Origin of the sequence: Nostoc sp. TCL240-02 (genome assembly GCF_013343235.1) — a bacterium.
Lineage (GTDB): Bacteria > Cyanobacteriota > Cyanobacteriia > Cyanobacteriales > Nostocaceae > Nostoc.
Genome location: NZ_CP040094.1, coordinates 5,776,337 through 5,801,974, shown reverse-complemented (window position 1 = coordinate 5,801,974; position 25,638 = coordinate 5,776,337). Strand labels below are relative to the sequence as shown.

Sequence of the window (25,638 nt, the reverse complement as noted above, 5' to 3'; positions counted from 1 at the left end):
AAATATGGGGTCATAGCTCAAATGGCTAGAGCGCCTGCCTTGCAAGCAGGAGGTTATGGGTTCAATTCCCATTGATTCCACTGATGGTGTCTGGAGCCAAAGTGGTCGAAGCGCTGGTTTGTGGAACCAGTCATAGCGGGTTCAAGTCCCGTCAGGCACCCCTGAATGGAAGATGCCGCTGAATGGACGGCAACCAAGCTTGAACCTTGGGGTACAGGCAACTGTAGGGGTTCGATTCCTCCATCTTCCTCTTTTCCACCTGAAGCCGAAAAGCGAGGCGCTGTGCTGATAACACAGAAATAGGAGGGGCAGTACCTCCCAGGTGGATTTATATCTAGTAGTCTGCCAACCCAAAAATGCTAAGTGAGGGCTGGGGAAAGGGTAAAGGGAAAGGGTAAGGGATTTAAACCCTTTCCCCCTTCCCCCTTACCCCGCCAAGTTTCCTTGGCGTACTACTAGTTTTGGTGTAAGGCTTGCGATGTAAAAAATATCCGATCGCACCAACCTATTTCTTAAATAAACTAGGGTGGTTGGCATACCGGCTGTGCAGCGAGCTTTTAACTCGCAGAAATAGGTTCGACCCCTATACCACCCACTAAACAATTCAAAATTCAAAATTTAAAATTCAAAATTGCAATCTTACTTAGCCTTTTGGCAATCGCTAATATGCAACTTGAATGCGCGTTGGGTTATGAATAGCAACTAGCGATCGCTAGTTGAGCATGTTGCAATAGTATATCTTTATCCAAAATTTCTACGGGATATTGCGGTGTTACTGCCAGTAGTTTATCGATTCTTTCTCGGGCTGCTTCCACTACTAATTCGTCTAAGCTACCCTTGCTGAGGGAATCAACGAAATCTTCAGCAATCTGATAGGTTCTTTCAAGAGATGATGAATTAATATTGCGCGAGACAATAAACAGATCGCAGCCTGCATTAAATGACCGCGCTACAGTTCCAGGTTTCATAAACATATCTGAGATCGCTTTCATATCCAAGTCGTCAGATACAACCACTCCCTGAAAGCCAAGTTCTTCCCTAAGTATGGTTTTCAGGATAGCTTGAGAAAGCGTTGCTGGTACATCAGCATCTATCTTGGGAAATAAAATATGGGCAGTCATGATTAAAGGTATCTGTACTTCGATTAGAGCTTTGAAAGGTACGAGTTCTCGAAGTCGCAGGTCTTCTAAAGTTAAATCCAGTATTGGTAGCTCAATGTGAGAGTCTTTGCTAGTGTCTCCATGTCCGGGGAAGTGTTTGGCGCATCCCAAAATTCCTGATTCTTGAAGTCCAAGGTAGTAGTCACGGGCATCTTTTGCGGCGATTTCGGGAGTGTTACCAAAGGCACGAGGCCCAATGACGGGGTTGTGGGGATGGGAAAAAACATCTGCGACAGGTGCCCAGGATAAATTTATTCCCAGTGATTTTAATTCTACTGCTGTGGCTTTTGCTACTTCGCGGGCGTGCGATCGCAACAACAATGCATGAGGAAATCGCGTAATTGGCATTGGTGTGCGAATGACACGACCTCCTTCATGATCCAGAGTTATAAACATTGAATCACGTTCAGCATATTCTCGTATCTGGCTGTTTAAATCCTTGAAGCTTTCTAGCCAAACTTGATATGGAGCGCCATCCAAAAAGTTTTTAGCAAAAAATATCACCCCAATCGGCTTTAATTCACTGAGTACGCGTTTATCGTCATCGTTTAGTGTAGTGCCAGAAATACCTAAAATCAGGTGATTTCCAAAGTGTTTTAGCTCCTGTGAACCACTCATACATCTTTTACCTAACTGAGGTGTTTAATAGCAATCTATAACCAGTACCTAGATATTTTCTCAGATTTAGATGCACGGATTCCCAAAGAAATCAACTACTTTTGAGATTACCTATTTCCTGTTAAAGGAATTACTTTTGTCTCGTTAAATTTTCTGCACTTAAATCTAGATGAAATACTCGCTAAAACCTATTGCCAACAATGGGATTAGTAATTTTATTGGGCAGTTGTGCGTAGGTAAAATTCCCTTTGATCAAAGTTTTTTGGGGAAGCGATCGCACAACAACCGCCAAATGTAACAGTTTGCAACGTATAATGAGAACGATTAAACCGTTAAGAAATATTGAAGGGCATTAGGGTTAAATGCGAGTAGCGATCGCGGGTGCTGGTCTAGCAGGACTTTCCTGCGCGAAATATCTCACGGACGCAGGTCATACTCCCATTGTCTTGGAAAGCCGGGACGTACTGGGTGGTCTGGTTGCAGCGTGGAAAGACTCTGACGGCGACTGGTATGAAACCGGGTTACACGCCTTCTTTGGGGCATATCCTAATATGCTCCAATTGCTCAAGGAGTTGGGCATTGAAGATAGACTCCAGTGGAAAGAGCATACACTGATTTTTAATCAACCAGACAAGCCTGGAACACTCTCACGTTTTGATGTTCCAGATATTCCATCTCCTTTCAACGTCATTGCATCGATTCTTCGTAACAAAGACATGTTGACTTGGGAGCAGAAGATTCGGTTTGCCGTTGGCCTCCTTCCCGCAGTGGTTCGGGGTCAGAAGTATGTCGAAGAAATGGACAAATATAGCTTCTTAGAGTGGTTGGAAAGGCAAGGTGTTGACGAGCGGGTAACTAGTGACGTTTTTATCGCCGCATGTAAAGCACTCACCTTTATCAATCCTGATGAAGTTTCCGCAACGATTCTCCTAACTGCACTGAATCGTTTTCTGCAAGAACGATATGGCTCCAAGATTGCATTTTTAGATGGTTCTCCCACAGAACGTCTATGCAACCCGATCGTAGATTACATCACAGAACGCGGCGGAGAAGTGCGGCTGAATGCCCCCTTGAAAGAAATTTTGCTCAACGCCGATGGCACGGTGAAGGGATACTTGATTCGAGGGTTAAATGGGGCAGAAGATGAAGTTTTGACGGCTGATGTGTATGTATCTGCCATCTCAGTTGACCCTTTAAAGGTGATGTTGCCTAAACCTTGGAAGCTGATGGAGTTTTTTCAAAAGCTAGAAGGTTTAGAAGGAGTACCAGTGATTAACCTCCATCTGTGGTTTGACCGGAAACTTACAGAAATTGATCACCTACTTTTTTCGCGATCGCCCCTCCTAAGCGTTTATGCTGATATGAGCAATACCTGCCGTGAATACGCCAACCCCAATCGCTCAATGCTGGAATTAGTTCTAGCTCCGGCAAAAGATTGGATTGCCAAATCCGATGAGGAGATTGTGGCTGCAACGCTTGCTGAATTGGAAAAACTTTTCCCCGACCACTTTGGGGGAGACAATCCAGCAACATTGCTGAAATCTCATGTGGTGAAAACGCCGCGTTCAGTTTACAAAGCGACCCCTGGTCGTCAACAGTACCGTCCCGCACAAGTTACGCCCATTGCCAACTTCTATCTCGCCGGAAGTTATACCATGCAACGCTACTTAGGCAGTATGGAAGGTGCCGTACTTTCTGGTAAGCTGACAGCGCAGGCAATTTCTGAGGCTCTCCCGGTAGCAAATTCCTCAAACCTGCAAACGCTCACCCGACCGCCCGCAACGAATGCTGCAACTGCCTGATTCCCCCCCGCGCATGAAAACGCTGGTCTCTGTAGACGAGTCATACAAACTTTGCCGACATCTTACAGCAAAGTATGCCAAGACTTTTTACCTGGGTACTTTGCTCATGAGTCCGGTAAAACGTCAATCTATTTGGTCAATTTACGCTTGGTGTCGCCGTACAGATGAATTAGTGGATGGGCCCGCATCTGCTATTACCACGCCAGAAACCCTAGACCTATGGGAACAGCAGCTGGAATCGATTTTTGCGGGACACCCATTAGAAAATTACGATGTCGCTTTAGCTGATACCCTCCAGCGCTTTCCGATGGACATTCAGCCCTTTCGGGATATGATTGCCGGTCAGCGCATGGACTTATATCGCAGTCGTTATGAAACCTTTGAGGACTTATACCTCTACTGTTACCGCGTTGCTGGCACTGTTGGCTTAATGTCAACACAAGTGATGGGTGTGGATAGCACTATGTACACCGCTCCGTGGCATCAGAACAAACAACCATATCTTCCCACAGAAGAAGCGATCGCTCTGGGAATTGCCAATCAACTCACCAACATCCTGCGGGATGTGGGAGAAGATGCCAAACGGGGACGAATCTACATTCCCCTAGAGGACTTGGAAAAATTCAACTACACCGAGCAAGACTTCTTCAAAGGTGTGGTAGATGACCGTTGGCGGGCATTGATGCGCTTTCAGATTGACCGGGCCCGCCAATTCTATACCACATCAAACCAAGGAATTACTTATTTAGCATCCGATGCCCGTTGGCCCGTGTGGGCAGCCTCAATGCTGTACGGTCAAATTTTGGAGGTGATCGAACGCAATGATTACAATGTGTTCAGTCAACGGGCTTTCGTTCCCCAGTGGAAAAAGTTACGCACCTTACCCTTAGCTTGGATGCGATCGCAAGTTCTTTGAATTGGTCATTGGTCATTAGTCATTAGTCATTAACAAATAACTAGCGACCAGTGACTAATACCCAATCCCCAATTCCCAATTCCCAATTCCCAATTCCTATTGACTCTTCCCAACAAGTCTGCTAATATTAATATTCGTGAGTCATGGAGAGGTGGCTGAGTGGTCGAAAGCGGCAGATTGCTAATCTGTTGTACGGCAGGCAACTCCGTACCGAGGGTTCGAATCCCTCCCTCTCCGTTTTCCAGCTTTTAATACATAGAAAATATTCTGTGTAAACTAATATAAGCGTAAACATTTCTACTCCCAAAGATGGATGATATGATTTATCCTTTGGAGTCCTGATAAGATCCAACTAACTTACAAACTTAGCTTGAATCTTAATTTTAGGCTCCTAGATATTTGAGGAGTGAAAGTGATTTATGAGAAAAATTAGTGCCGCCTTAACCTTGAGTCTAGCTACCATAGCAACTGGATTCCTAGTTGGGGCTTGTGGTGATAGTAGTACCCCCAATGGTACAGTTACCACCGGAAGTAGTGCAACCCCAGCAGCAAACTCAACTACGACAAGCAGTGCTAAAGGACTAAAAATTGGTTCCCTACTACCGACAACAGGCGACTTAGCATCTGTCGGACAACAGATGCTAGGTTCTGTCCCTTTACTTGTCGATACAGTCAACGCTTGCGGTGGGGTGAATGGTGAACCAGTTAACTTGGTGCAAGTAGACGACCAAACCGACCCGAAAGCTGGTGCAGCCGGTATGACCAAACTAGCAACTTTAGATAAAGTCGCAGGTGTAGTTGGTTCCTTTGCCAGTAGCGTTTCTAGTGCCGCAGTCTCCATTGCCACGCCGAATAAAGTCATGCTGGTTTCCCCTGGTAGTACCAGTCCCGTGTTTACTGAAAAAGCACAAAAAGGCGACTTTAAAGGTTTTTGGGCGCGTACCGCTCCCCCTGATACCTACCAAGCACTAGCATTAGCTCAACTTGCCAGAAAAAAAGGTTTCAAGCGAGTTTCTACAGTTGTGATTAATAACGACTATGGTGTGGGCTTTGAAAAAGCATTTGTGCAAACTTTTGAAAAATTGGGTGGAACCATCGTTAATAAAGATAAGCCTGTCCGCTACGACCCGAAAGCGCAGACATTTGATACAGAAGCGGCAGCTGCCTTTGCTGGTAAGCCAGATGCAGTGCTGGCTGTACTTTATGCTGAAACTGGCAGTCTGTTCTTGAAAGCCGCCTATCAGCAAGGTGTAGCTAAGGGAGTGCAGATTCTGCTTACAGATGGAGTGAAATCACCTACTTTCCCAGAACAAGTTGGCAAAGGCAGTGATGGTAAATATATTTTAACTGGAGCGATCGGTACAGTACCCGGTTCCGATGGTAAAGCATTAGAAGCTTTCAACAAACTGTGGAAGGATAAAAAGGGTAATGAACCAGGGGAATACGCCCCTCAAGCTTGGGATGCGGCTGCTTTATTGACATTGGCAGCACAAGCTGCTAAAGAAAATACAGGCGTTGGAATAGCCGGCAAAATTCGTGAAGTCGCTGATGGCCCTGGCACAGAAGTTACCGATGTCTGCGAGGGACTGAAGTTACTCAAAGATGGTAAAAAGATTAACTATCAAGGAGCTAGCGGTAACGTAGATGTTGATGCTAACGGCGATGTCGTCGGTGTATACGATGTTTGGACAGTAGGAGACGATGGCAAAATCAAGGTAATTGACAAAGTTACCCCTAAGTAGAAAGTCAGGAATTAGGAGTTAAGAGTTATGAATGAAATATTACTAACTCTTAACTCCTAACTCATAACTCCTAACTCTTATAACCCAGTGAAGTTATAACCAACTCCTAACAATAAGCCAACATCAGTTTGATCGAAAAATCCCGCATTGACAGAGGCTGTTGCTGTGAATTGAGGAGTTAGAGGCACATCAATGCCACCAGATACCAAAAAGGCAAATTGCGAATCATCACCAGTTTTGTAAGCTGCACCCACTCCAACGTAAGGTGCGATCGCTAACGGTTCGCTAAAAGCATCTGCTGATTTGAAGGTAAAATCGTAGGTGATCGGAAGCAAAATTGTAGTGTTGTCACCGAATACGGCTGAGGGACGTACCGATATAGAATTTGTCAGTCCTACTTTACTAACTACTGCGAAGTTACCATCGCCCAAAGACGAGCTACCATCACCACTCAACCCAATGTTAGCAGCAACCCCAATATAGCTGCTGCCACCACGGGTTGCTCTGCCTAAATCAATATCCGATTGTGCCACTTTGGTAGCAGATGGTTGAGCAGTCGTTTGAGAAGTCGGTTGGACAAACTCAGAGGTGAGAGTCACAGACGAAGTTGCCACTGTGCCTGGAACTGGTGTAGACGTTGCACTGGTATTTTCCTCTATTACAGGATTTTGGAGCTGCTGAACCTCAGCTAAATTTGTGGCTGTAAATGTTTCAGTTGTTTCTGTAGAGAGATTTTGGCTTACAGCGTCTAGTTCTGTACTAAACTCATTGGGAGACGCTACGGTTGCGGAAGAGTCAGTTAATGCCTGACTGCTTACCTTGTCTACTGTCTGGGCACTTGCAGATAAGCCGCTACTTAGAACTACAAGAGCAGCTATACCTGGCAAACAAAAAACACCTTTACGAAAAAAAATAGTATTCACGTTCACTCCTAAAACAACATTGCCACGAAAAATAAAGGTTTTTGTTGATTTAAGTCAACAAATTCCGACAATACTCAAAATTTAACACCAAAAAATCGGATTTCACATCCTTACTTTGCTGGATTTATCTATGGTGATAACGCACCAAAAATCTAGAATAGTGCGTTAACCTACGGCATAAGACACCCTAGGAAACTAGGTTTTTAAGACTTATGTGTACACCGTAGTACAGGGAACGTGGAGATATAGTAAAAGGGCTTACCGTCGAGTATGCTTGGTCTATTTACGCCATTCAGGACTATGAATTGTGGTTTGTAACAAAAAAAGTGAATTGTGAAGCAATATTACGAATTTTGCAAAAATATTTAGAAATTGTCTACAAAGCAAACATGGTTCTAACGTAGAACCTATATAGGAGAGACTTGAGGCAAATGTGATGAGCGGAAATAATATTCAAAAGTATCGGTTTGTCTGTACGCTGACTTTTGGTGATATCTACGGTCAAATAATTGTTTGGTTAATTACAATTACCCTAAGTTTGGCATCTGCATTGGCGCTGATGGGTGCCAAGCGTCCTGTGTACGCTTTAGCAACTGCGGGTTTGGTCGTTCTGCTATCGCTACCTTTCTTGTTGTTTGCGTTTGTCACGACCTTGTTAAATCATATTGAAGTCACTCCTGTAGGACCGGGAACTAAAATGGAACCCATACCAGGTAATGTGTCTCAGCAACAACCTGTGCAAGCAGCTAGCTAAAGAGTTAGGAATGAAGACCTAACTCTTCATTCCTAAATCTTCACTTTTGATTTAAAAATTTGCAATAACATCCCTGTCTATGGCAGGGAATTTTTTTGTAGAGATGCCACGGCGATCGCAGCAATGCACTGCCTGATTAATCACATCTCTACAATAGAACAGCAGTGCTTTGCAATCGGGAGCTAATTATGCTGGAACACGATGTAATTATTGTTGGGGGTGGATTGGCGGGATGTCGTGCGGCAGTGGAAATTGCTCGCACTGACCCTAGTTTAAATATTGCTGTGGTTGCGAAAACACACCCAATTCGTTCCCATTCGGTAGCGGCTCAAGGTGGTATGGCTGCGTCGCTAAAAAATGTTGATTCCCAAGATAGTTGGGAAGCACATGCTTTTGATACTGTCAAGGGTTCTGATTATTTGGCAGACCAAGATGCTGTGGCAATTCTCACCCAGGAAGCGCCAGATGTGGTAATTGACCTGGAACATCTAGGGGTTTTGTTCTCTCGCTTACCCGATGGTCGCATTGCCCAACGGGCTTTTGGCGGACATTCCCACAACCGCACTTGCTACGCTGCCGATAAGACTGGTCACGCAATTTTACACGAATTGGTTAACAATTTGCGGCGTTATGGGGTGCAAGTTTATGAAGAATGGTATGTGATGCGTCTCATCTTGGAAGAAAATGAGGCCAAAGGTGTGGTGATGTTCCATCTTTTGGATGGACATATAGAGGTGGTGCGAGCCAAGGCGGTGATGTTTGCCACAGGGGGCTATGGTCGCGTTTATAATACTACCTCTAATGATTACGCCTCTTCAGGTGATGGTTTGGCAATGACTGCGATCGCTGGTTTGCCTCTCGAAGATATGGAATTTGTCCAATTTCATCCCACTGGTTTATATCCTGTAGGGGTGCTAATTTCAGAAGCGGTACGGGGTGAAGGGGCGTATCTGATTAACAGTGAAGGCGATCGCTTTATGGCGAATTATGCACCCAGCCGCATGGAACTGGCTCCTCGTGATATTACCTCACGCGCGATCGCTTATGAAATTCGCGCCGGTCGTGGTATTCATCTCGACGGTAGTGCTGGTGGCCCCTTTGTCTATTTGGATTTGCGGCATTTGGGCAAAGAAAAAATTATGAGTCGCGTCCCATTTTGTTGGGAAGAAGCGCATCGTTTGGTGGGTGTTGACGCGATAACTCAACCGATGCCAGTCCGTCCGACAATTCACTATTGTATGGGTGGTATCCCAGTTAACACCGATGGGCAAGTCCGCAGTAGTAGTGATGGCTTAGTTGATGCTTTCTTTGCGGCTGGAGAAACATCTTGTGTTTCCGTACATGGTGCCAATCGCCTTGGTAGTAACTCTCTGTTAGAATGTGTCGTTTATGGCAAGAGAACTGGGGCTGCGATCGCGAAATTTGTCCAAAAACGGAAGTTACCTTCTATAGATGAGCAACGCTATATAACCCAAGCCCAGCAAGAAATTCAAGCTTTGCTAGAACAACCAGGAGAGTATCGCATTAACCAAGTCCGTCAAGCCTTCCAGGATTGTATGACTGAGTACTGTGGCGTTTTTCGCACTGAGGCATTAATGAGTGAAGGGTTACACAAATTAGCAGAAATCCAACAGCGATATCCACAAATTTATTTAGATGATAAAGGTAGTTGCTGGAATACAGAACTCGTGGAAGCCTTAGAATTGCGAAGTTTGATGATAGTGGGACAGACTATTTTGGCATCAGCCCTAAATCGCCAAGAAAGTCGTGGCGCTCATTTCCGTGAAGATTATTCCGAGCGAGATGATGCTAACTTTCTAAAACACACAATGGCTTACTATTCACCTGCGGGAATTGATATTCAATATCGTCCGGTGGCGATTACTATGTTTGAGCCAAAAGAGAGAAAGTATTAGCTAAAGGTAAATTTATGTGAGAAATCGAGGTGACTACAAAAATTTTGTCCACCTCGATTAAAAATATAAATAGTTAAGTTATTAGTCAGAACCTAATTGTTTCTGAATCACAGCTATTATCTTTTCTTCCCAAGCCGGATCATTTAATTGTATTGCAACATCACGATGATGAGATTTTCGTCTATCCATGTAAGCATAAAAGGCTTGTTTATCATCTTTGTGGGTGAGAAAGTAACTCTTTAGCTCTTGGTCGCTCATTGCTGTATAGTTTACTTGATTCATAGTTCTATACTACATTCATGGTTGTATACTACCATCTGGCTTAATTTCTAGCTCTATCCCTTCATCTTGCCCAGCTAATATAAATATTTCGGGCTCCATTGCAAGTTTTGATGACTCGTTGTGACTCTGCTACACAACACCCTTATCCTTTCGATCTTGACAATCCTGAGAGCGAGGTAGAAGCTCTCCTCTTAGAAAAACTCAATCGAACTGAGTGAGAAGCGATCGCCAAGTATAACAGAGGTGGTGACTCAGTGATGTAAAATCCTGAAGAGAGAAAAAGGTGATTAACAGAGTCTGAATAGAATGGTACAGGATAGGAAGTCAACGGTTGTAATCACAGGTGCCTCTTCAGGGGTTGGTTTGTACGCTGCCAAGGCTCTTGCTGAAAGGGGATGGTATGTAGTGATGGCCTGTAGGGATGTAGCCAAAGCTCAACTGGCAGCCCAATCTGTGGGAATCCCGCATCAGGGTAGCTACACTATCATGCATATCGATCTTGGCTCTTTAGAAAGCGTTCGACAATTTGTGAAGAACTTCCGAGCAAGCGGTCACTCCCTAGATGCTTTGGTGTGCAACGCCGCAATTTATATGCCCTTAATAAAAGAGCCTTTACGCAGTCCAGAAGGTTACGAGCTAACTGTCACCACAAATCACCTGGGACATTTCCTTTTGTGTAACCTGATGCTAGAGGATCTAAAGAAGTCATCTTCAGAGCCAAGGCTCGTAATTTTGGGAACTGTTACCCATAATCCAGACGAACTGGGTGGAAAGATTCCGCCGCGTCCAGATTTGCGCGATTTGCAGGGCTTTGCAGAAGGGTTTAAAGAGCCGATCTCAATGATTGATGGCAAGAAATTTGAACCAGTTAAAGCTTACAAAGACAGCAAGGTTTGTAACGTGCTGACGATGCGGGAACTGCATCAGCGCTATCATGAGTCAACTGGTATCGTCTTCAACTCTCTCTATCCGGGATGTGTTGCAGAAACGCCGCTATTTAGAAACCACTATCCCCTATTTCAGAAAATTTTCCCATTATTCCAGAAGTACATCACTAAGGGATATGTGTCTCAAGAGTTGGCGGGAGAACGAGTTGCGGCGGTGGTTGCCGATCCTGAGTACAATCAATCCGGTGTGTATTGGAGTTGGGGAAATCGCCAGAAGGAAGATGGTAAATCCTTTGTTCAAAAGGTTTCTCCTCAAGCCCGTGATGACGACAAAGGCGATCGCATGTGGCAACTAAGTGCTAAGTTGGTTGGACTGGCTTGATGGGATAGAATTTGGCGTTAACCTTGGGCATGATTAATCTTATCTGTCCAGAAGTCATAGATGAGGAGTTTTTACCAAATTAATCCCTGAATCGGGCTGTATGTCCGCTTTTCTAAAGTTATATCTCTCCATTCCCCACTATTGACTTTTACCCATAACAGATGTATGATCATATTCGCATTGAAGGGGAGTAGCTGCTGGCAAAAAAATAAAAGCCAGTACATCTGAATCAACATACTGGCGATGAGCCTGGTTCAGGTGGCGAATAATAAATATTTGAAAGCGAGACCTTCACTAAGTTCACACCGAAAAGTGTAAACTTGGTGAGGTCTTTTGGTTCTCATCAAGCTTCACATCGGTAAAGGATTCTTCAGGAGCTTGAGAGAGTGTTAACAGCTTTTACCGCAGGTTTATTATTAATTACAGTTTCCGAATTAGGCGATAAAACATTTTTTATCGCTGTGATTTTGGCAATGCACCACCCACGGCGGCTAGTATTTATAGGTGTGACAGCTGCTTTAGCAGCGATGACCATCCTTTCGGTGCTATTTGGACAAGCGTTATCTTTATTGCCAAAAGCTTATATTCATTACGCCGAAATAGTTTTGTTTCTTGCCTTTGGTATCAAGCTGTTATATGACGCTAGTAAGATGTCCTCGGCTGCTTGTGATACGGAAGTTATAGAAGAAGCCGAAGCTGCGGTGAAAAAAGCAGATTTGGAGTTACCAAAGAAAAAGACTTCCTTAGCAATTGTCATAGAAGCCTTTATATTGACATTTATGGCAGAGTGGGGCGATCGCACTCAAATTGCCACCATTGCCCTAGCCGCAGGTAATAATCCCATTGGAGTCACAGTAGGTGCAATTTTAGGACATGCCATTTGTGCTGCGATCGCAGTTATTGGTGGCAAAATGATTTCCGGTCGCATTTCTGAGCGTCAACTCACCTTTGTTGGCGGATGCCTATTTTTAATTTTTGGTGTTGTTGCTGCCATTGAGGGAGCGTGAGGGGAAGAGGCAGGGGGTAGGGAGGGGGCAGGGAGACAAGGGGGACAAGGGGGAATTATTGAACAAGTCTCTCTCTTGTCTCCCCCCTCTTCCTTGTCTCCCTCGTCTCTTCTTCATGTTCAATGCCCAATGCCCAATGCCCAATGCCCTACTTCGGAGTACTTTTCAAGGAAGGTGCGGGAGACGTAGCTGAATTAGGAATGGGGGAAGTCATTCCTGCCTTTTTAATTTCGTCTTTGTACTGAGCAGGTGCTAAAGCTGCGGCACTATCAAATAAAAGTTTTGCATCTGCGTCTTTGCCCTGTTGTTTCAAGAGCATCGCTTTTGCCACAACGGGGCGAAAATCTTTAGGATCTCTCTTAATTGCTTGGTCATATACAGAGCTAGCTTGAGCGTAGCGTTTCTGTGAAGCATGAACAGAACCTAACAACACCTGCACGGCTACTGTATCTACACTTCCAGGCTGAATTGTATTTACTTGGGCTGCTTTCGAGAGGGTTTCTTGCAGCAAACCAATAGCTGCTTCCGGGCGTTGCTGACTGATTAACAAAGCCACCATTCCTTGCAAAGCCTTCAAATCGCCAGGTTTCGTAGACAAAATTGTGCGATAAGCTTGAGCGGCTCCTTCGCGATCGCCTATTTGCTGTTTAGCTTGAGCTAGTAGCACTGAATATTCTGACTGTTCGGGATTTAGCTTGGCTAGCTTTTCCAGGGGTTCAATGACAACTTGGATATCAGCTGGTTTAACCTCACTTTTTTCTTTTTGACTCAGTAGTTGTAGACGCGCCTGCAATAAGCCCTTAAGCGCAGTCTGATTTTCTGGTTCCCTTTGCAAAACCAGTTCATAACCCCGTACTTCATCTTCTAATTTTGATTTTTGGTCAGCAGAGGGCAAAGTGCCTCTGGTGCTAGCGGTATTTTGGTTTGAGGATGGCGTATTATTAAATGCTCCAATTATGGGAATCACCGAAACACCCACAAAAGCAAGAACTGCCAGCGCCAAGACGACTTGAACTATCCAGCGATTGCGTGTTTGATGCACAGTTTTGTCTTCCTCCTGAACTCTAATGACATTATCATTTACACAAATCGTAAAGTTAAAAATTTCCAAAACTTTGCGGAATATCGCTAATTGCCTGTGAATTTTATAACAATTAACTATTTACACTGCTAAAGTAAGTGATGACTTTAGGAGGAGCCGTCAGAATTGTAGCTATGATATGCTTCCGAAACTAGTGTAAAGGCGCTAAATTACACGTTTAATGTACAAACACTAAATTTAGCGCCTTTAAGATTGTATAGAGTACCCTAGTGTGGATTTGTGAAAAATAAATATACTTTCATCAATCGCACAAATGCTCTTTCCAGCTACCTTTATAAAATCCCACAATGGGATGTGTCTGTGCCGCAAGGAGTTTTTATGAATTCCGACCTGATGCCGTTGCCTGAATCCTCCAATTCTTCTGCCTCTAACCAGGGCTCAAATAACATAGAGGCTGCCTCTAATGTTCACATAGTACCCAAGCCCTCTAAACTTGAAAATTCGCCTGTCAACCCCAGCGAGACTGACTCAAATGGGAACTTAGTCAATCGACAGCAACCGATTCCGCCTCCCAGCGAACCGATGCAGTACCGAGCGATCGGATTAGTCCGGGGTCGCTATCATGCTAGCAGCGAACAATTTACTCAAGGTACGCTACTAACCACAGATGGTGTAGAACTCAATGCCGTCCTCCTAGGCCGGATTATGAGCTTAGTCAAGAATCATCTAGACTTAGAAAAAGAACACTTGTGGGTAGTATATCCACGTACAAGACAAGAAAATGACACCTTGCACATCCAAATCGTCGGAGTTTGGGAGCCAGAAAATCTGGCTAAAAGCTCAACAGATGAGGAAGAGTCAGATTTAGAGTTGCAAGAGTCACAGACACTTGATGATGGCTTATCCGAAAATTCTGAATTAAGCACAATTCCCACGATCCCCTCATCAGAAGTAGCTGATGGTGGTTTTTCTGTTCGTGGTGAGGTAGTATACCAATCTTTTGACGCTAAGAGTTTGGTAGTCAAAATTAGGCAGGCTGCACGCAAACCAACTGACAAACCCAAGTATTTCAAGTTGAAATTGAGGGGTGTCCTGACCACCAAAGCGGTAGGAAAGTTCTGGGATTTCCAAGCCAAGCGAGAAGCCGATGTTTTGATTGTAGAAAAAGCTGAAGCGATCGCTGACTTGCCCAAAAAACGCAAACCACCATTCAGAGGTGGTCCTCGTGCTGGCGGTAGTGGTGGTGCTGGTGCTGGTGCTGGTGGTAGAAAACCATTCCCCCCCAGACGCAGTGGCGAAACTCCGCGTCCCATCAAGAAAACAGGCATAGGCGGAGACACCTCTGTGGTGTCAAAACCTATACCAAGAACGCCCGCTCCAAAGCCTATTATCAAGCGACCGAAACCGACTCAAGATTAGGGCATTAGGCATTGGGAATTGGGCATTGAACATGAAGAAGAGACAAGGGAGACAAGGAAGAGGGGGGAGACAAGAGAGAGACTTGTTCAATAATTCCCCCTTGTCCCCTTGTCCCCTTGTCCCCTTATCCCCTTGTCCCCCTGCCCCCTGCCCCCTGTCCCAAGATCAAAAATCCGTCCGCCGATCTTGGGGTAGAAAAGATCGCTCCATCGGAATTGGAGAAACTGGTTCTGTGAGGGTAAACGTCCCTGCTTCAATCCACTTTTTTAACTCTAGGGCGACTTGCCTAGAAAAAAACAAACTCGCTAAAGGGGCAGAGCGTATTGCTTTGCCCTCAATAGCGATCTTCCCAGATTTGAGTTGGGCATAACTCACCAAACCAAAAGTGGGTCGAACGCGCCGGGGTATGGAAAAATCTACTATTGGGGCTACTAAGTCTTGATCCTGTACCGCACAGTGTTCAACTACTTGTTCATTTAATACAGGCAGTGGGACACCAACGCCTAACATTAATGAGGGGCCATAACTTTTAAAGTAACAACCCCGCACCCAATGAGAATCCATCTGTTTGGCATCACCAATTAAAGCTAAAGTTGCAGAAGGCCCAATGGGTGTACGATTAGCTAAACGTTTTTGTAAGGGGAAGTGCTGAGTGCCTTCCCAGGCGACATAGCCAATACCGCCGCCTAAAAAAATTCGAGTCCCTATACCAACGAGTTGCAAATCGGGATCGTTGAGTAAGGGAGAAATAGCACCGGGATTAGAGTAAACCGCATTCCCCAGACGTGGTTGTAAAGGGCCTAGGTAGGTGAAGAGGGGGCGATCGCCACCATTCACACCTACAATAAAATTTTGATAAAGATTGCGCGGATTGAATAAATAAAACTGATTAATCGTTTCACGGGTAACTGTAGTTTCAAAACTTGCTCTGGGATAACAATCAGTTACTTGTCCTTGCGCTTTTACGTGTATAGCTTTACCAGCGATTAAATCTTCAATTACATGACCTCCGCCACGTTCTCGGATTTCTTCTCCATCAGTCGTTTCTACAGCACAACTCGCACCCAAATATAAATCTACTGCCCCAAAACCAGAGTATGCTGGTACGCCATCTAACCAACAACGACGAATTTTGATCGGAGGGTCAGTGTGTCCGAGATTGATAATTGCACCGCTCGATTCCATCGGCTCAAAAGTGCCTGTGGTAATTACATCAACTTCTTTAGCAGCTTTAGTAACACCAATTTCTACAACTCGTGCTTTTAACTCTTCAGTTGTCAACACTACCGCACGTTGGCGGATGATTTTCTCGTTAATTTCTGCAATTGTTCGCATCTTATCAGTGCTAGTGCTTCCTGCTGTCTTTCTCTCTGAAGGATATCTTGATAAATCAGAGAATCTTGCATAATTTCCTGTCGAAATAGTTGTCTGCTAATGTAGACACGACAGCTTAACACCCCAATAGGCTTATAACTCCCCAAAAAAACAATTCGACTATTGCAAAGTCCAAATCATATATTTTTTGGGGAAAGTACGCAAATTGTATCAACAACATTTTAATAACTACGTAAAATTACTATCAAGAAAGTCTTGCATTATCAATCAAATGTATGTATGGTTAGGATTAATTAGACTTGCTGGATCTAGATAATTTTACGTCAACAGAAAGAAACATTTCTGGCTTTTGTAAAGCATCTCAGCCAACTAGTCAATCACAAAATGAGAGCTAATAGTAGATGCTAGAAGGTTTTGCTAAGGGAGAAGCTACTTGAGAACAGTTATATAAGAGATGTCTAAGCAAAAGTTAGAACTATATATATTTGCGAAGTTGTCCTGAATTCTACCCCCTCAGCACAATTAATTCTATTTATTGCTATTCTATTTTATTGCTACATTTAACCCGACAACAAATTGAGTAAGAGGCAATGATTACTTCTGAATTACCTAATCTTAATCAAAGAAACCAAAGCAAAATTTTCGATAGGATTGAAAACTTATCCTCCACATCAGATGAAAAAAAGTTTTTTAACTTGAAGGTAATTGAGTATTTATTACTTACAGGTTTTGTTTCGTCTGGACTCTTTATTGTTTTTCTCTCAGAAGATAAAAGAGTTGTTATTTCTGGGGCAGTAGCTCTAACTTTCTTGTTTTTTTTGTTGCTTATCAATAGACAAGTATTCTAGAACTATAAGAAAGCAGCTTATCAGTCAGAACTCACCAAGAAAGCTGAACTATATAGTTATCTATTGACTAATCCTAATTCTTGGGATAAAGATACCCTTACTCTGAGAAGAGGAAAGGCTTTATAATACAGCCAAGACTTGATTGACGATTATAAAAAAATTAGGGGTGTATCAAGGAACCTTTACTATAGTTTGCAAATTGCGACAGTGATTTTATCAGGAGTCACACCAATTTTAGTTATGCTAGACAAATTAGAAGCAGGACAAGCTTGGCTCAAATGGCTCCCTGTAATGTGTCCAGCTATTGCTTCTATTGTTGCCAGTATAGTTACCTCTTTTCCTTTTCAGAAGAATTCTCTTGCTGCTAACACAGCCGTTGAATTGTTAGAAGCGGAACAAGAGAAATTTATATTGGGTGTAACTCCACCTGATCGTTGCTATGATGTGTCTGATGAAAGCCAACAGCAACAAAAGGCAAGTCAAGCTTTAGAATACTTTATTGTTCAAGTGAACAACATTCATCTCAACCAATTGCAACAAACGAGCGAGACGCAACCAGAGAAAACAGAATCAGCTTCATCTAATGAGTCAAGTAAAGCTGGAGCAGAGGCAACGAAGTAGAAGGTCTGATTAGCTAATTGCGATCGCGCATCAGTCGATTTTTGTTTAAAATAGGGTTTCTTCAGACTAACTCGAAAACCTCAGATTCCCGATTTATTAAAAAAGTCGGGAATCTTATTGTTATTTAACATCAGTATTGCTTGTCCCAGTTACTTGCAAATCGATTTTTGTACAAAAGTTTTGCGACTTCTCCATAGCCTATCAAACATCGCTAAAGACTTATGCAAAAACAGCAAAGACCGAGTAAGAAAAGTTTGCGCTCTCTTGATTACTTGAATGTGTTTCTCGCAGATGTGCGCGATGGTGTTGGGCCATATTTGAGCATTTACCTGAAAGCCTCACAAAATTGGAACCCAGCCCAGATTGGAATGGCGATGTCAGCTTCAACAATTGCCACAGTGATTGTCCAAACACCAGCTGGTGCATTGGTTGACAGGCTACGTCAGAAACGGATGTTGATTGTACTGGCTGCTGTATTTGTTTCAATCGGCTGTATTACTATAGGATTATTACCGAGTTTGCCTGTTGTCATTGGCTCTCAGATAATGATTGGAATTGCAGCAGCAATTTTCCCACCTGCTATCATTGCTATTACTCTAGGACTTGTAGGACACGAGAGATTAGATAGGCGGATAGGTCGTAATGAAACATTTAACCATACTGGCAATCTGGTAGCTGCTCTTCTCGCTGGTTTAGCAGGTTACTTTATTGCAGTCAAGGCAATATTTTTCCTAGTTGCTGCTATGGCTGTGGGCAGTATTATTTCCGTGAGGATGATTCGTGAAGGAGAGATTGACCACGAACTAGCGCGTGGAGATGGAGAAGAGGGCGAAGAGGATGATAAAGAACAACATCAACAGGGATATGAAGGCATATTGCAATTATTAAGCGATCGCAAAATTTTATTCTTTACTGTTGCAGTAGTTCTGTTTCACTTTGCCAATGCTGCTATGTTACCACTAGTTGGTCAAGAATTGGCACAGGGTAAAGGGACAAGTGACACAGTTTATATGTCTGCTTGTATTATTGTGGCTCAGTTGGTAATGATTCCAGTCTCCAACTTGGCTGGACGTTTCGCACATACAGCCAGAAAACCCATATTTCTCCTTGGCTTTGCCGTCTTGCCCATTCAAGGAGTACTGTATACGCTTTCGGATAATCCCTATTTTCTTGTTTCTGTGCAAATTCTGGATGGTATTGGAGCCGGGATTTTTGGTGTGCTTTCCGTGTTGATGGTAGCTGATTTAACTAAAGGCACAGGGCGCTTTAATGTTACCCAAGGGATGCTCAACACTGCCATTGGTGTTGGTGCGGGTTTGAGCAACGTATTAGCTGGGTTTGTGGTTAAAAATGCTGGTTATAATGTTGGTTTTTTGATTTTAGCAGCGATGCCTGCGGCGGGCTATGCCTACGCAGTTGTGGCTTTGGGAGTTTTTTGGTTCTGTGTACCTGAAACAAAAACAGGAGTTAATAGAAAGGCGTTACGTTAAAAGCATCTCGCTAAACCATAATTGTTTTCAAACACATCATCATTCATTGGGCTGACTTAATATAAGTTTGAGTTTAGGATATCTACCTAATTTGCGGATAAACCGCTCAATATTGCTTTATTTACAAATCTTTATTAGTAGTAATTATTGTTTAATAACTGTATTAAATAGTTTAACTATCTGCTTAACTGTCTTAACTGTCTTCTGATTGTTCAATTTCTAGTTTAACTGTCTACTTAACTGTCTTAACTGTCTTCTAATTGTTCAATTTTTGATTTAACTACTTGTTTAAATGCTTGAGGCTACGTATTGCTTTTTTTCTATAACCATGAAAGATTATGAGAACACCATAAATTACTAAAGATTCATTTGTCATCATCTGAAATGAGTAATAACTCAAACAGATTTTTCAAATCCCTAATCTTTGGATATAGGAAACTTGAACTAAAACTTACGTAGCTCTTTATGTGTATACACAAATCCTAAGATCCTTGTCTGATAAGATACAAGCGTTAGTGGGCAAGGTTTTGAGTTGGTCAAATTAGTTATCAATAGTGTCAAATTATTGATAAAGGCATAACGAAAAATCAAGGATTTTAAAATTAATTTTCCGTTCTTTTCTGTGCATTTGATTCTCAATTCGACTTGTGTATACACGATAGCTTATCAAGGGGGGAAATAATATTTCCGGTTCCCTCCCCAATATATCGGGGAGGGTTAGGGTGGGGTAAAACCTGAGTTCTTCAGCTATTTTCAGACTTGTGTATACACAGTAGCTATTGAAGAGCGGGGAGGAGATTGGGATGGGGAACTTGAGTACCTCACTCAACTGAGAACCGCTATATCTGGACTAAGAGCATTTTATATTATTCCCTTGATACGAGCCACCACGAGTAAGCCACACGTGGGGATGTAGCCTGGTTGGTGAGGATGCTCGTCAACCGCCAGTTCATCTCAGCCACGAAATGAAGACAGCAAGAAGACTCCAGAGGAGGTTACGCGCAGATCATGCAACCATTTGAACTGCCAGAATTTTATATGCCTTGGCCCGCGCGGCTGAACCCAAACCTGGAAACGGCGCGAGTGCATTCCAAAGCCTGGGCCTACCAGATGGGGATACTTGGCTCACAAGAAGAAGCCGAAAGCTCGCCTATCTGGGACGAGCGCACATTCGATGCCCACGACTACGCCTTGCTTTGCTCCTATACGCATCCAGATGCACCAGGGACGGAGCTTGACCTAATTACCGATTGGTATGTTTGGGTGTTCTTCTTCGACGATCATTTCCTTGAAATCTATAAGCGCACCCAAGATATGGCTGGTGCTAAGGAGTACCTCAATCGACTGCCAGCGTTTATGCCAATCTATCCCGTCAACACCCTTCCAGTGCCTACAAACCCAGTGGAGCGAGGCTTGGCCGATCTGTGGTCTCGCACCGCCTTCAGCAAGTCTGCGGACTGGCGGCTCCGGTTCTTTCAGAGTACCAAGAACCTCCTCGAAGAGTCTTTATGGGAACTTGCCAACATCAACCAGGATCGGGTCGCTAACCCGATCGAGTACATCGAGATGCGTCGCAAGGTTGGGGGTGCGCCGTGGTCGGCGGATCTTGTCGAACACGCCGTGTTTGTTGAGATTCCGGCTGGAATTGCCAAAACTCGACCGATGCGTGTACTGAAAGACACGTTTGCTGATGGGGTACATCTTCGCAACGATCTATTCTCATATCAGAGAGAAGTAGAGGATGAAGGTGAGAACGCCAACTGTGTGTTGGTTTTGGAGCAATTTCTGAATGTGAGTCCGCAGGAGGCGGCTAATTTCACTAATGAACTGCTGACTTCGCGGCTACAGCAGTTCGATAACACCGCCATCACCGAACTACCCCCTCTCTTTGATGAACACGGACTAGATCCGGTGGCTCGTGTGAACGTTCTGTTATACATCAAAGGACTTCAAGACTGGCAATCAGGCGGTCATGAATGGCATCTGAGGTCAAGCCGCTATATGAACAAGGGAGGGGATAATTCTTCGACATCCACGCTACTTCTGGGCGGGCCTACTGGGTTAGGCACATCGGCTGCGCGTATTGGATCGTTATACAGTGCCTTGGGTTTAGGAAGATTCAAGAACTTTACTCACGTTTCATACCAGCCTGTGGGGCCGGTGACACTGCCGAAGTTTTATATGCCGTTCAGCACAAGTTTGAATTCTCATCTAAATGCTGCGCGGCGACATTCCAAGGAATGGGCCCGCCAAATGGGGATGCTGGACTCACTACCTGGCATTCCTGATGCTGTGATTTGGGATGACCACAAGTTCGATGTTGCTGATGTGGCCTTATGCGGTGCGTTAATCCATCCCAATGCGTCTGGCCACGAACTAAATTTGACAGCAGGCTGGCTTGTCTGGGGAACTTATGCCGATGATTACTTCCCAGCACTCTATGGGCATAGCCGCAATATGGCAGGTGCAAAAGTGTTCAACGCCCGACTATCGGCATTCATGCCTCTCGATTCTAGCCCGATTCCAGACCCGACCAACCCAGTAGAACGCGGTTTGGCCGATCTTTGGTCTCGCACAGCTGGCCCGATGTCAGCAAATGCGCGGGGTCAGTTCCGCCGGGCGATCGAGGACATGACCGAAAGCTGGTTATGGGAACTTGCCAACCAGATCCAAAATCGGATTCCAGACCCGATAGATTATGTTGAGATGCGGCGTAAGACCTTTGGCTCGGATCTGACGATGAGCTTGTCTCGACTAGCTCAGGGTGACGAAATCCCGCCGGATATTTACCGCACGCGATCAATGCGCCAGCTAGATAATTCCGCTGCCGACTTCGCCTGTTTGACCAACGACATCTTCTCTTACCAGAAAGAAATAGAATTCGAGGGCGAACTCAATAACGGTGTGTTGGTTGTTCAGCAATTCCTCAACTGCGATTTGTCGCAGGCCGTCGAGGTCGTCAACAATCTGATGACTTCTCGGGCCCGTCAGTTTGAACACATTGTGGCCACCGAGCTACCAGCCCTTTTCGACGATTTTGACCTAGACGCAAGTACCCGCAAGAAACTGTACGGATATGTCGAGAAACTACAGCAGTGGATGTGCGGCGTTCTCAAGTGGCATATAACAGTCGATCGCTATAAGGAGTTTGAATTGCGTAATAGTTCGGTAGAAAAGCGCCTGCCTAGCGGGCCTACTGGGCTAGGTACTTCGGCTGCACGGATCGGCTCGTTGGTCGGTGCAGGGGGGTTAATTTCAGTACTCGGTCAAGTAGGGTCGAGTTATTTTGCTGGTGAATAGAGTTTGGTGGCGTGAGTCCAAGCTCGGTATTCGATCGAGTCAGATCGGTTTTTTAGTAACTAGAAAGTAGAGGGTTAGATTATGACAGAATCTATTGAGTCAAATTTGGATGTTGAGAATGAGCATCCCCGCTTGAGTTTGAGTACCGCAGCTGCGCGTAATTTGGCGACGACGACCAAATCTGCACCGCAGATGCAGGAGATTACATCGCGGTGGTTGTTAAAGATGTTGCCGTGGGTGCAGACCAAGGGTGGTACTTATCGGGTGAACCGTCGGTTAACTTATGCTATTGGCGATGGGCGCGTGACATTTACCAACACCGGGGCTGAGGTACAGGTGATTCCTCAAGAACTTGGTGAGTTGCCATTGCTGCGAGGGTTTGACAACGTTGATGTATTGAATGCCTTGGCAGGTCGGTTTGTTCAGCAGGAGTTTGCCCCCGGTGATGCGATCGCACAGTCAGGACAACCAGCCAATCAACTTTTTTTGATTGCTCATGGCAAAGTCAACAAGATTGGTCTTGGCAAGTATGACGAACAGACCGTGTTGGGTGTGTTGGCTGACGGTGACTATTTTGGCGATCGCACCTTGATAGAGCCTCAGAGCAATTGGGAATACACAATCCAGGCAGTCACCCGAACCACGGTATTGGTGTTACCACAACAAGCGTTTCGGGAACTGCTCAACCAGTCACAGGCACTACAAGCCCACGTCGATCGCTTCCGAACCCTCCCACAAGTCCCACAAAATGAGTCTGGGGAAGCTGCCATTGAGGTGACATCAGGGTATATCGGAGAACTTGAGTTGCCGGGAACTTTTGTAGATTACGAACTCTCGCCCCGCGAATATGAATTGAGCGTGGCTCAAACCGTGTTAAGGGTGCATACTCGGGTCGCGGATTTGTACAATGAACCGATGAATCAGACCGAACAACAATTGCGGCTGACTATCGAGGCATTGCGGGAACGTCAAGAAAACGAATTAATCAACAACCGGGGATTCGGTTTACTACACAATGCCGACTTCAAACAGCGTATTTACACCCGCAGCGGCCCGCCCACTCCCGATGACCTCGATGAACTCCTGGCTACGGTATGGAAAGATCCAGGATTTTTCCTAGCACACCCCCGCACCATTGCCGCCTTCGGTCGGGAGTGTAACCGCCTTGGTATTTATCCACAAAGCATCGACTTAGGCGGTCATCGAGTACCTGCTTGGCGGGGGATACCCATTTTTCCCTGCAACAAGATCCCTATAAGCAATACCCGTACCAGTTCTATCCTCTTGCTCCGTACCGGTGTGGAAAAACAAGGAGTGATTGGTTTACATCAAACTGGTATCCCCGACGAATATCAACCCAGTTTGTCCGTTCGATTCATGGGCATCAGTGAAAAGGCCATCCTCTCCTACCTCGTCACCGCCTACTACTCGGCAGCAGTCCTCGTTCCTGATGCACTCGGTATTCTCGAAGACGTTCAAATCGGACTCTAAATATTATTACTGAATTTTAGATTTTGGATTTTGGATTGAAAGATTCAAAATTCAAAATTTAAACACTTCTGTTTTTGTTAGTAACTAAAGAGTCAGGATGAGGTAATGACAGAATCTATCGAGTCGAATTTGGATGTTGAGAATGAGCATCCCCGCCTGAGTTTGAGTACCGCAGCTGCGCGTAACTTAGCAAAGACAACCAAATCTGCACCGCAGATGCAGGGCATTACCTCGCGGTGGTTGTTGAAGATGTTACCGTGGGTGCAAACTAAGGGTGGCACTTATCGGGTGAACCGTCGGTTGACATATTCCATTGGTGATGGGCGGGTAACTTTTACCAATACAGGGGCTGAGGTGCGGGTGATTCCCCAAGAACTTGGTGAGTTGCCATTACTGCGAGAATTTGATGACGTTGATGTGTTGAATGCCTTGGCGGGTCGGTTTGTTCAACAAGAGTTTGCACCTGGTGACATCATAGTGCAGTCAGGACAGCCAGCCAATCAGCTTTTTTTGATTGCTCATGGCAAAGTCAACAAGATTGGTCTTGGCAAGTATGATGAGCAACCTGTGTTGGGTGTATTAGCCGATGGTGATTATTTTGGCGATCGCACCTTATTAGACCCCCAGAGTAATTGGCAGTTCACAATCCAAGCGATCGTTCAAACCACAGTATTGGCGCTACCACAACATGCGTTTCGGGAACTGCTCAACCAGTCACAGGCATTGCAGGCTCACATCGATCGCATCAGAAGCCGCCCCCAAGTCCCACAGAACAAATACGGAGAAGCTGCGATCGCGTTGGCTTCGGGGCACGTTGGGGAGACTGAGTTACCAGGAACTTTCGTAGATTACGAACTCTCACCCCGCGAATATGAATTGAGCGTCGCCCAAACTGTGTTGCGGGTGCATACTCGCGTCGCCGATTTGTACAACGAACCGATGAACCAGATCGAACAACAACTGCGGTTGACTATTGAGGCATTGCGGGAACGTCAAGAACACGAGTTAATCAACAACCGCGAATTTGGTTTGCTACACAACGCCGACCTCAAACAGCGCATCTACACCCGCACCGGCCCACCCACTCCCGACGACCTCGACGAACTCCTCACTCGCAGGAGGAAGTCGAAGTTCTTCCTGGCGCACCCCCGCACCATTGCCGCCTTCGGTCGAGAGTGCAATCGCCTCGGCATCTATCCAGAAAGCATTGACCTGGACGGCAGTATAGTGACTGCTTGGCGAAACGTACCCATTCTTCCCTGTAACAAAATTCCTATTACCGATACACAGACTAGCTCCATCCTTGTACTCCGCACGGGAGAGGAAGATCAGGGCGTTATCGGTTTACATCAAACTGGTATTCCCGACGAACACCAACCCAGCTTGTCTGTCCGATTCATGGGCATCAGCGAAAAGGCTATTATTTCCTACCTTGTCACCGCCTACTACTCCGCAGCCGTTCTTGTCCCTGATGCACTCGGCATCCTTGAAAATGTGGAAATCGGTCGCTGAGGAAAGGCTTGGCTATCTGGACACTAATAGAGATGCAAAATTTAGCGTCTACGTGATAATTTTTAAGTCTATTGTATTAGAATCAACTATGTTTGTAGGTAATAGTTGAAAGATAAATAAGGGTATAGGCAATTTGTAAAGTTGCCTATACCCTTATTTATATAAACTAAGTTTTTGCAGTCGCCTATAAG

Annotated in this window: 21 protein-coding genes and 4 tRNA genes; 20 read left to right on the top strand and 5 right to left on the bottom strand. The window is 44.9% G+C overall.

Features of this window, described 5'->3' with window-relative positions; translation table 11 throughout:
* Nucleotides 1-6 precede the first annotated feature (6 nt).
* From FBB35_RS24590 to FBB35_RS24575, 4 genes are all read left to right on the top strand, one after another.
* Nucleotides 7-80 (top strand) — tRNA-Ala (locus tag FBB35_RS24590).
* Nucleotides 81-86: 6 nt separating this feature from the next.
* Nucleotides 87-160 (top strand) — tRNA-His (locus tag FBB35_RS24585).
* A 5-nt stretch (nucleotides 161-165) separates the two neighbouring features.
* Nucleotides 166-303: a hypothetical protein gene (locus tag FBB35_RS24580; protein WP_174711828.1), complete on the top strand. Its 138-nt coding sequence runs from the start codon at nucleotides 166-168 to the stop codon at nucleotides 301-303.
* 221 nt (nucleotides 304-524) lie between these two features.
* Nucleotides 525-595 (top strand) — tRNA-Lys (locus tag FBB35_RS24575).
* A 94-nt stretch (nucleotides 596-689) separates the two neighbouring features.
* Here FBB35_RS24575 and nagZ read toward each other — a convergent pair.
* The gene (gene nagZ, locus FBB35_RS24570) at nucleotides 690-1,778 is read right to left on the bottom strand and encodes a beta-N-acetylhexosaminidase (RefSeq protein WP_174711827.1); all 1,089 of its coding nucleotides are present in this window, start codon (nucleotides 1,776-1,778) and stop codon (nucleotides 690-692) included.
* Nucleotides 1,779-1,947: 169 nt separating this feature from the next.
* Between nagZ and FBB35_RS35580 the strand changes: the two genes are divergently transcribed.
* From FBB35_RS35580 to FBB35_RS24550, 5 genes are all read left to right on the top strand, one after another.
* Nucleotides 1,948-2,076 (top strand): hypothetical protein, encoded by a 129-nt coding sequence (locus FBB35_RS35580; RefSeq protein WP_302480929.1) that lies wholly within the window; start codon nucleotides 1,948-1,950, stop codon nucleotides 2,074-2,076.
* A gap of 64 nt (nucleotides 2,077-2,140) precedes the next feature.
* A complete protein-coding gene (gene pds, locus FBB35_RS24565) occupies nucleotides 2,141-3,580 on the top strand; it encodes a 15-cis-phytoene desaturase (protein ID WP_174711826.1) in 1,440 nt (479 codons plus the stop codon).
* The gene (gene crtB, locus FBB35_RS24560) at nucleotides 3,564-4,496 is read left to right on the top strand and encodes a 15-cis-phytoene synthase CrtB (RefSeq protein ID WP_174711825.1); all 933 of its coding nucleotides are present in this window, start codon (nucleotides 3,564-3,566) and stop codon (nucleotides 4,494-4,496) included. Before pds ends, crtB begins: the two co-directional genes overlap by 17 nt.
* A 145-nt stretch (nucleotides 4,497-4,641) precedes the next feature.
* Nucleotides 4,642-4,733 (top strand) — tRNA-Ser (locus tag FBB35_RS24555).
* A 182-nt stretch (nucleotides 4,734-4,915) separates the two neighbouring features.
* Complete coding sequence (locus tag FBB35_RS24550; RefSeq protein WP_174711824.1) at nucleotides 4,916-6,238, top strand: ABC transporter substrate-binding protein; 1,323 nt, start codon at nucleotides 4,916-4,918, stop codon at nucleotides 6,236-6,238.
* A 77-nt stretch (nucleotides 6,239-6,315) separates the two neighbouring features.
* Here FBB35_RS24550 and FBB35_RS24545 read toward each other — a convergent pair whose 3' ends face one another.
* The gene (locus FBB35_RS24545; RefSeq protein ID WP_174711823.1) at nucleotides 6,316-7,161 is read right to left on the bottom strand and encodes a hypothetical protein; all 846 of its coding nucleotides are present in this window, start codon (nucleotides 7,159-7,161) and stop codon (nucleotides 6,316-6,318) included.
* Between the two features lie 436 nt (nucleotides 7,162-7,597).
* Here FBB35_RS24545 and FBB35_RS24540 point away from each other — a divergent pair, with 436 nt between their 5' ends.
* Both FBB35_RS24540 and FBB35_RS24535 read left to right on the top strand, forming a co-directional pair.
* Complete coding sequence (locus tag FBB35_RS24540) at nucleotides 7,598-7,915, top strand: hypothetical protein (protein WP_114084056.1); 318 nt, start codon at nucleotides 7,598-7,600, stop codon at nucleotides 7,913-7,915.
* Between the two features lie 188 nt (nucleotides 7,916-8,103).
* Nucleotides 8,104-9,831, top strand: a complete 1,728-nt coding sequence (locus FBB35_RS24535; protein WP_174711822.1) for a succinate dehydrogenase/fumarate reductase flavoprotein subunit — start codon at nucleotides 8,104-8,106, stop codon at nucleotides 9,829-9,831.
* An 81-nt stretch (nucleotides 9,832-9,912) separates the two neighbouring features.
* On the opposite strand, the gene FBB35_RS24530 is transcribed toward FBB35_RS24535, so the two are convergent.
* A complete protein-coding gene (locus FBB35_RS24530; RefSeq protein WP_368041798.1) occupies nucleotides 9,913-10,089 on the bottom strand; it encodes a hypothetical protein in 177 nt (58 codons plus the stop codon).
* A gap of 330 nt (nucleotides 10,090-10,419) precedes the next feature.
* Here FBB35_RS24530 and FBB35_RS24525 point away from each other — a divergent pair, with 330 nt between their 5' ends.
* Together FBB35_RS24525 and FBB35_RS24520 are read left to right on the top strand one after the other, a co-directional pair.
* A complete protein-coding gene (locus FBB35_RS24525; RefSeq protein ID WP_174711820.1) occupies nucleotides 10,420-11,382 on the top strand; it encodes a protochlorophyllide reductase in 963 nt (320 codons plus the stop codon).
* Between the two features lie 386 nt (nucleotides 11,383-11,768).
* The gene (locus FBB35_RS24520; protein ID WP_174711819.1) at nucleotides 11,769-12,389 is read left to right on the top strand and encodes a TMEM165/GDT1 family protein; all 621 of its coding nucleotides are present in this window, start codon (nucleotides 11,769-11,771) and stop codon (nucleotides 12,387-12,389) included.
* A 148-nt stretch (nucleotides 12,390-12,537) separates the two neighbouring features.
* Here FBB35_RS24520 and FBB35_RS24515 read toward each other — a convergent pair whose 3' ends face one another.
* On the bottom strand, nucleotides 12,538-13,431 hold the full coding sequence (locus FBB35_RS24515) for a lipopolysaccharide assembly protein LapB (RefSeq protein WP_174711818.1): 894 nt from the start codon (nucleotides 13,429-13,431) through the stop codon (nucleotides 12,538-12,540).
* 378 nt (nucleotides 13,432-13,809) lie between these two features.
* Here FBB35_RS24515 and FBB35_RS24510 point away from each other — a divergent pair, with 378 nt between their 5' ends.
* On the top strand, nucleotides 13,810-14,850 hold the full coding sequence (locus FBB35_RS24510) for a hypothetical protein (RefSeq protein WP_174713757.1): 1,041 nt from the start codon (nucleotides 13,810-13,812) through the stop codon (nucleotides 14,848-14,850).
* A 165-nt stretch (nucleotides 14,851-15,015) separates the two neighbouring features.
* Here the strand turns inward: FBB35_RS24510 and FBB35_RS24505 are convergent, their stop codons facing one another.
* Entirely contained in the window at nucleotides 15,016-16,185 is a 1,170-nt protein-coding gene (locus FBB35_RS24505) for a homocysteine biosynthesis protein (RefSeq protein ID WP_174711817.1), read from the bottom strand.
* A 590-nt stretch (nucleotides 16,186-16,775) separates the two neighbouring features.
* On the opposite strand from FBB35_RS24505, the gene FBB35_RS35885 reads away from it, so the two are divergent.
* The 6 genes from FBB35_RS35885 (at nucleotide 16,776) to FBB35_RS24480 (ending at nucleotide 25,447) form a co-directional block, all read left to right on the top strand.
* Complete coding sequence (locus FBB35_RS35885; RefSeq protein WP_368041797.1) at nucleotides 16,776-17,033, top strand: hypothetical protein; 258 nt, start codon at nucleotides 16,776-16,778, stop codon at nucleotides 17,031-17,033.
* A gap of 138 nt (nucleotides 17,034-17,171) precedes the next feature.
* Nucleotides 17,172-17,654: a DUF4231 domain-containing protein gene (locus FBB35_RS35880; protein WP_368041796.1), complete on the top strand. Its 483-nt coding sequence runs from the start codon at nucleotides 17,172-17,174 to the stop codon at nucleotides 17,652-17,654.
* A gap of 221 nt (nucleotides 17,655-17,875) precedes the next feature.
* Nucleotides 17,876-19,144, top strand: coding sequence for an MFS transporter (locus tag FBB35_RS24495; RefSeq protein ID WP_174711816.1), 1,269 nt, complete (start codon nucleotides 17,876-17,878; stop codon nucleotides 19,142-19,144).
* A 1,008-nt stretch (nucleotides 19,145-20,152) separates the two neighbouring features.
* The gene (locus FBB35_RS24490; RefSeq protein ID WP_174711815.1) at nucleotides 20,153-22,444 is read left to right on the top strand and encodes a family 2 encapsulin nanocompartment cargo protein terpene cyclase; all 2,292 of its coding nucleotides are present in this window, start codon (nucleotides 20,153-20,155) and stop codon (nucleotides 22,442-22,444) included.
* Nucleotides 22,445-22,525: 81 nt separating this feature from the next.
* Nucleotides 22,526-23,935, top strand: coding sequence for a family 2B encapsulin nanocompartment shell protein (locus FBB35_RS24485; RefSeq protein WP_174711814.1), 1,410 nt, complete (start codon nucleotides 22,526-22,528; stop codon nucleotides 23,933-23,935).
* A 105-nt stretch (nucleotides 23,936-24,040) separates the two neighbouring features.
* Nucleotides 24,041-25,447, top strand: coding sequence for a family 2B encapsulin nanocompartment shell protein (locus tag FBB35_RS24480; RefSeq protein ID WP_174711813.1), 1,407 nt, complete (start codon nucleotides 24,041-24,043; stop codon nucleotides 25,445-25,447).
* The last annotated feature ends 191 nt before the right edge of the window (nucleotides 25,448-25,638 follow it).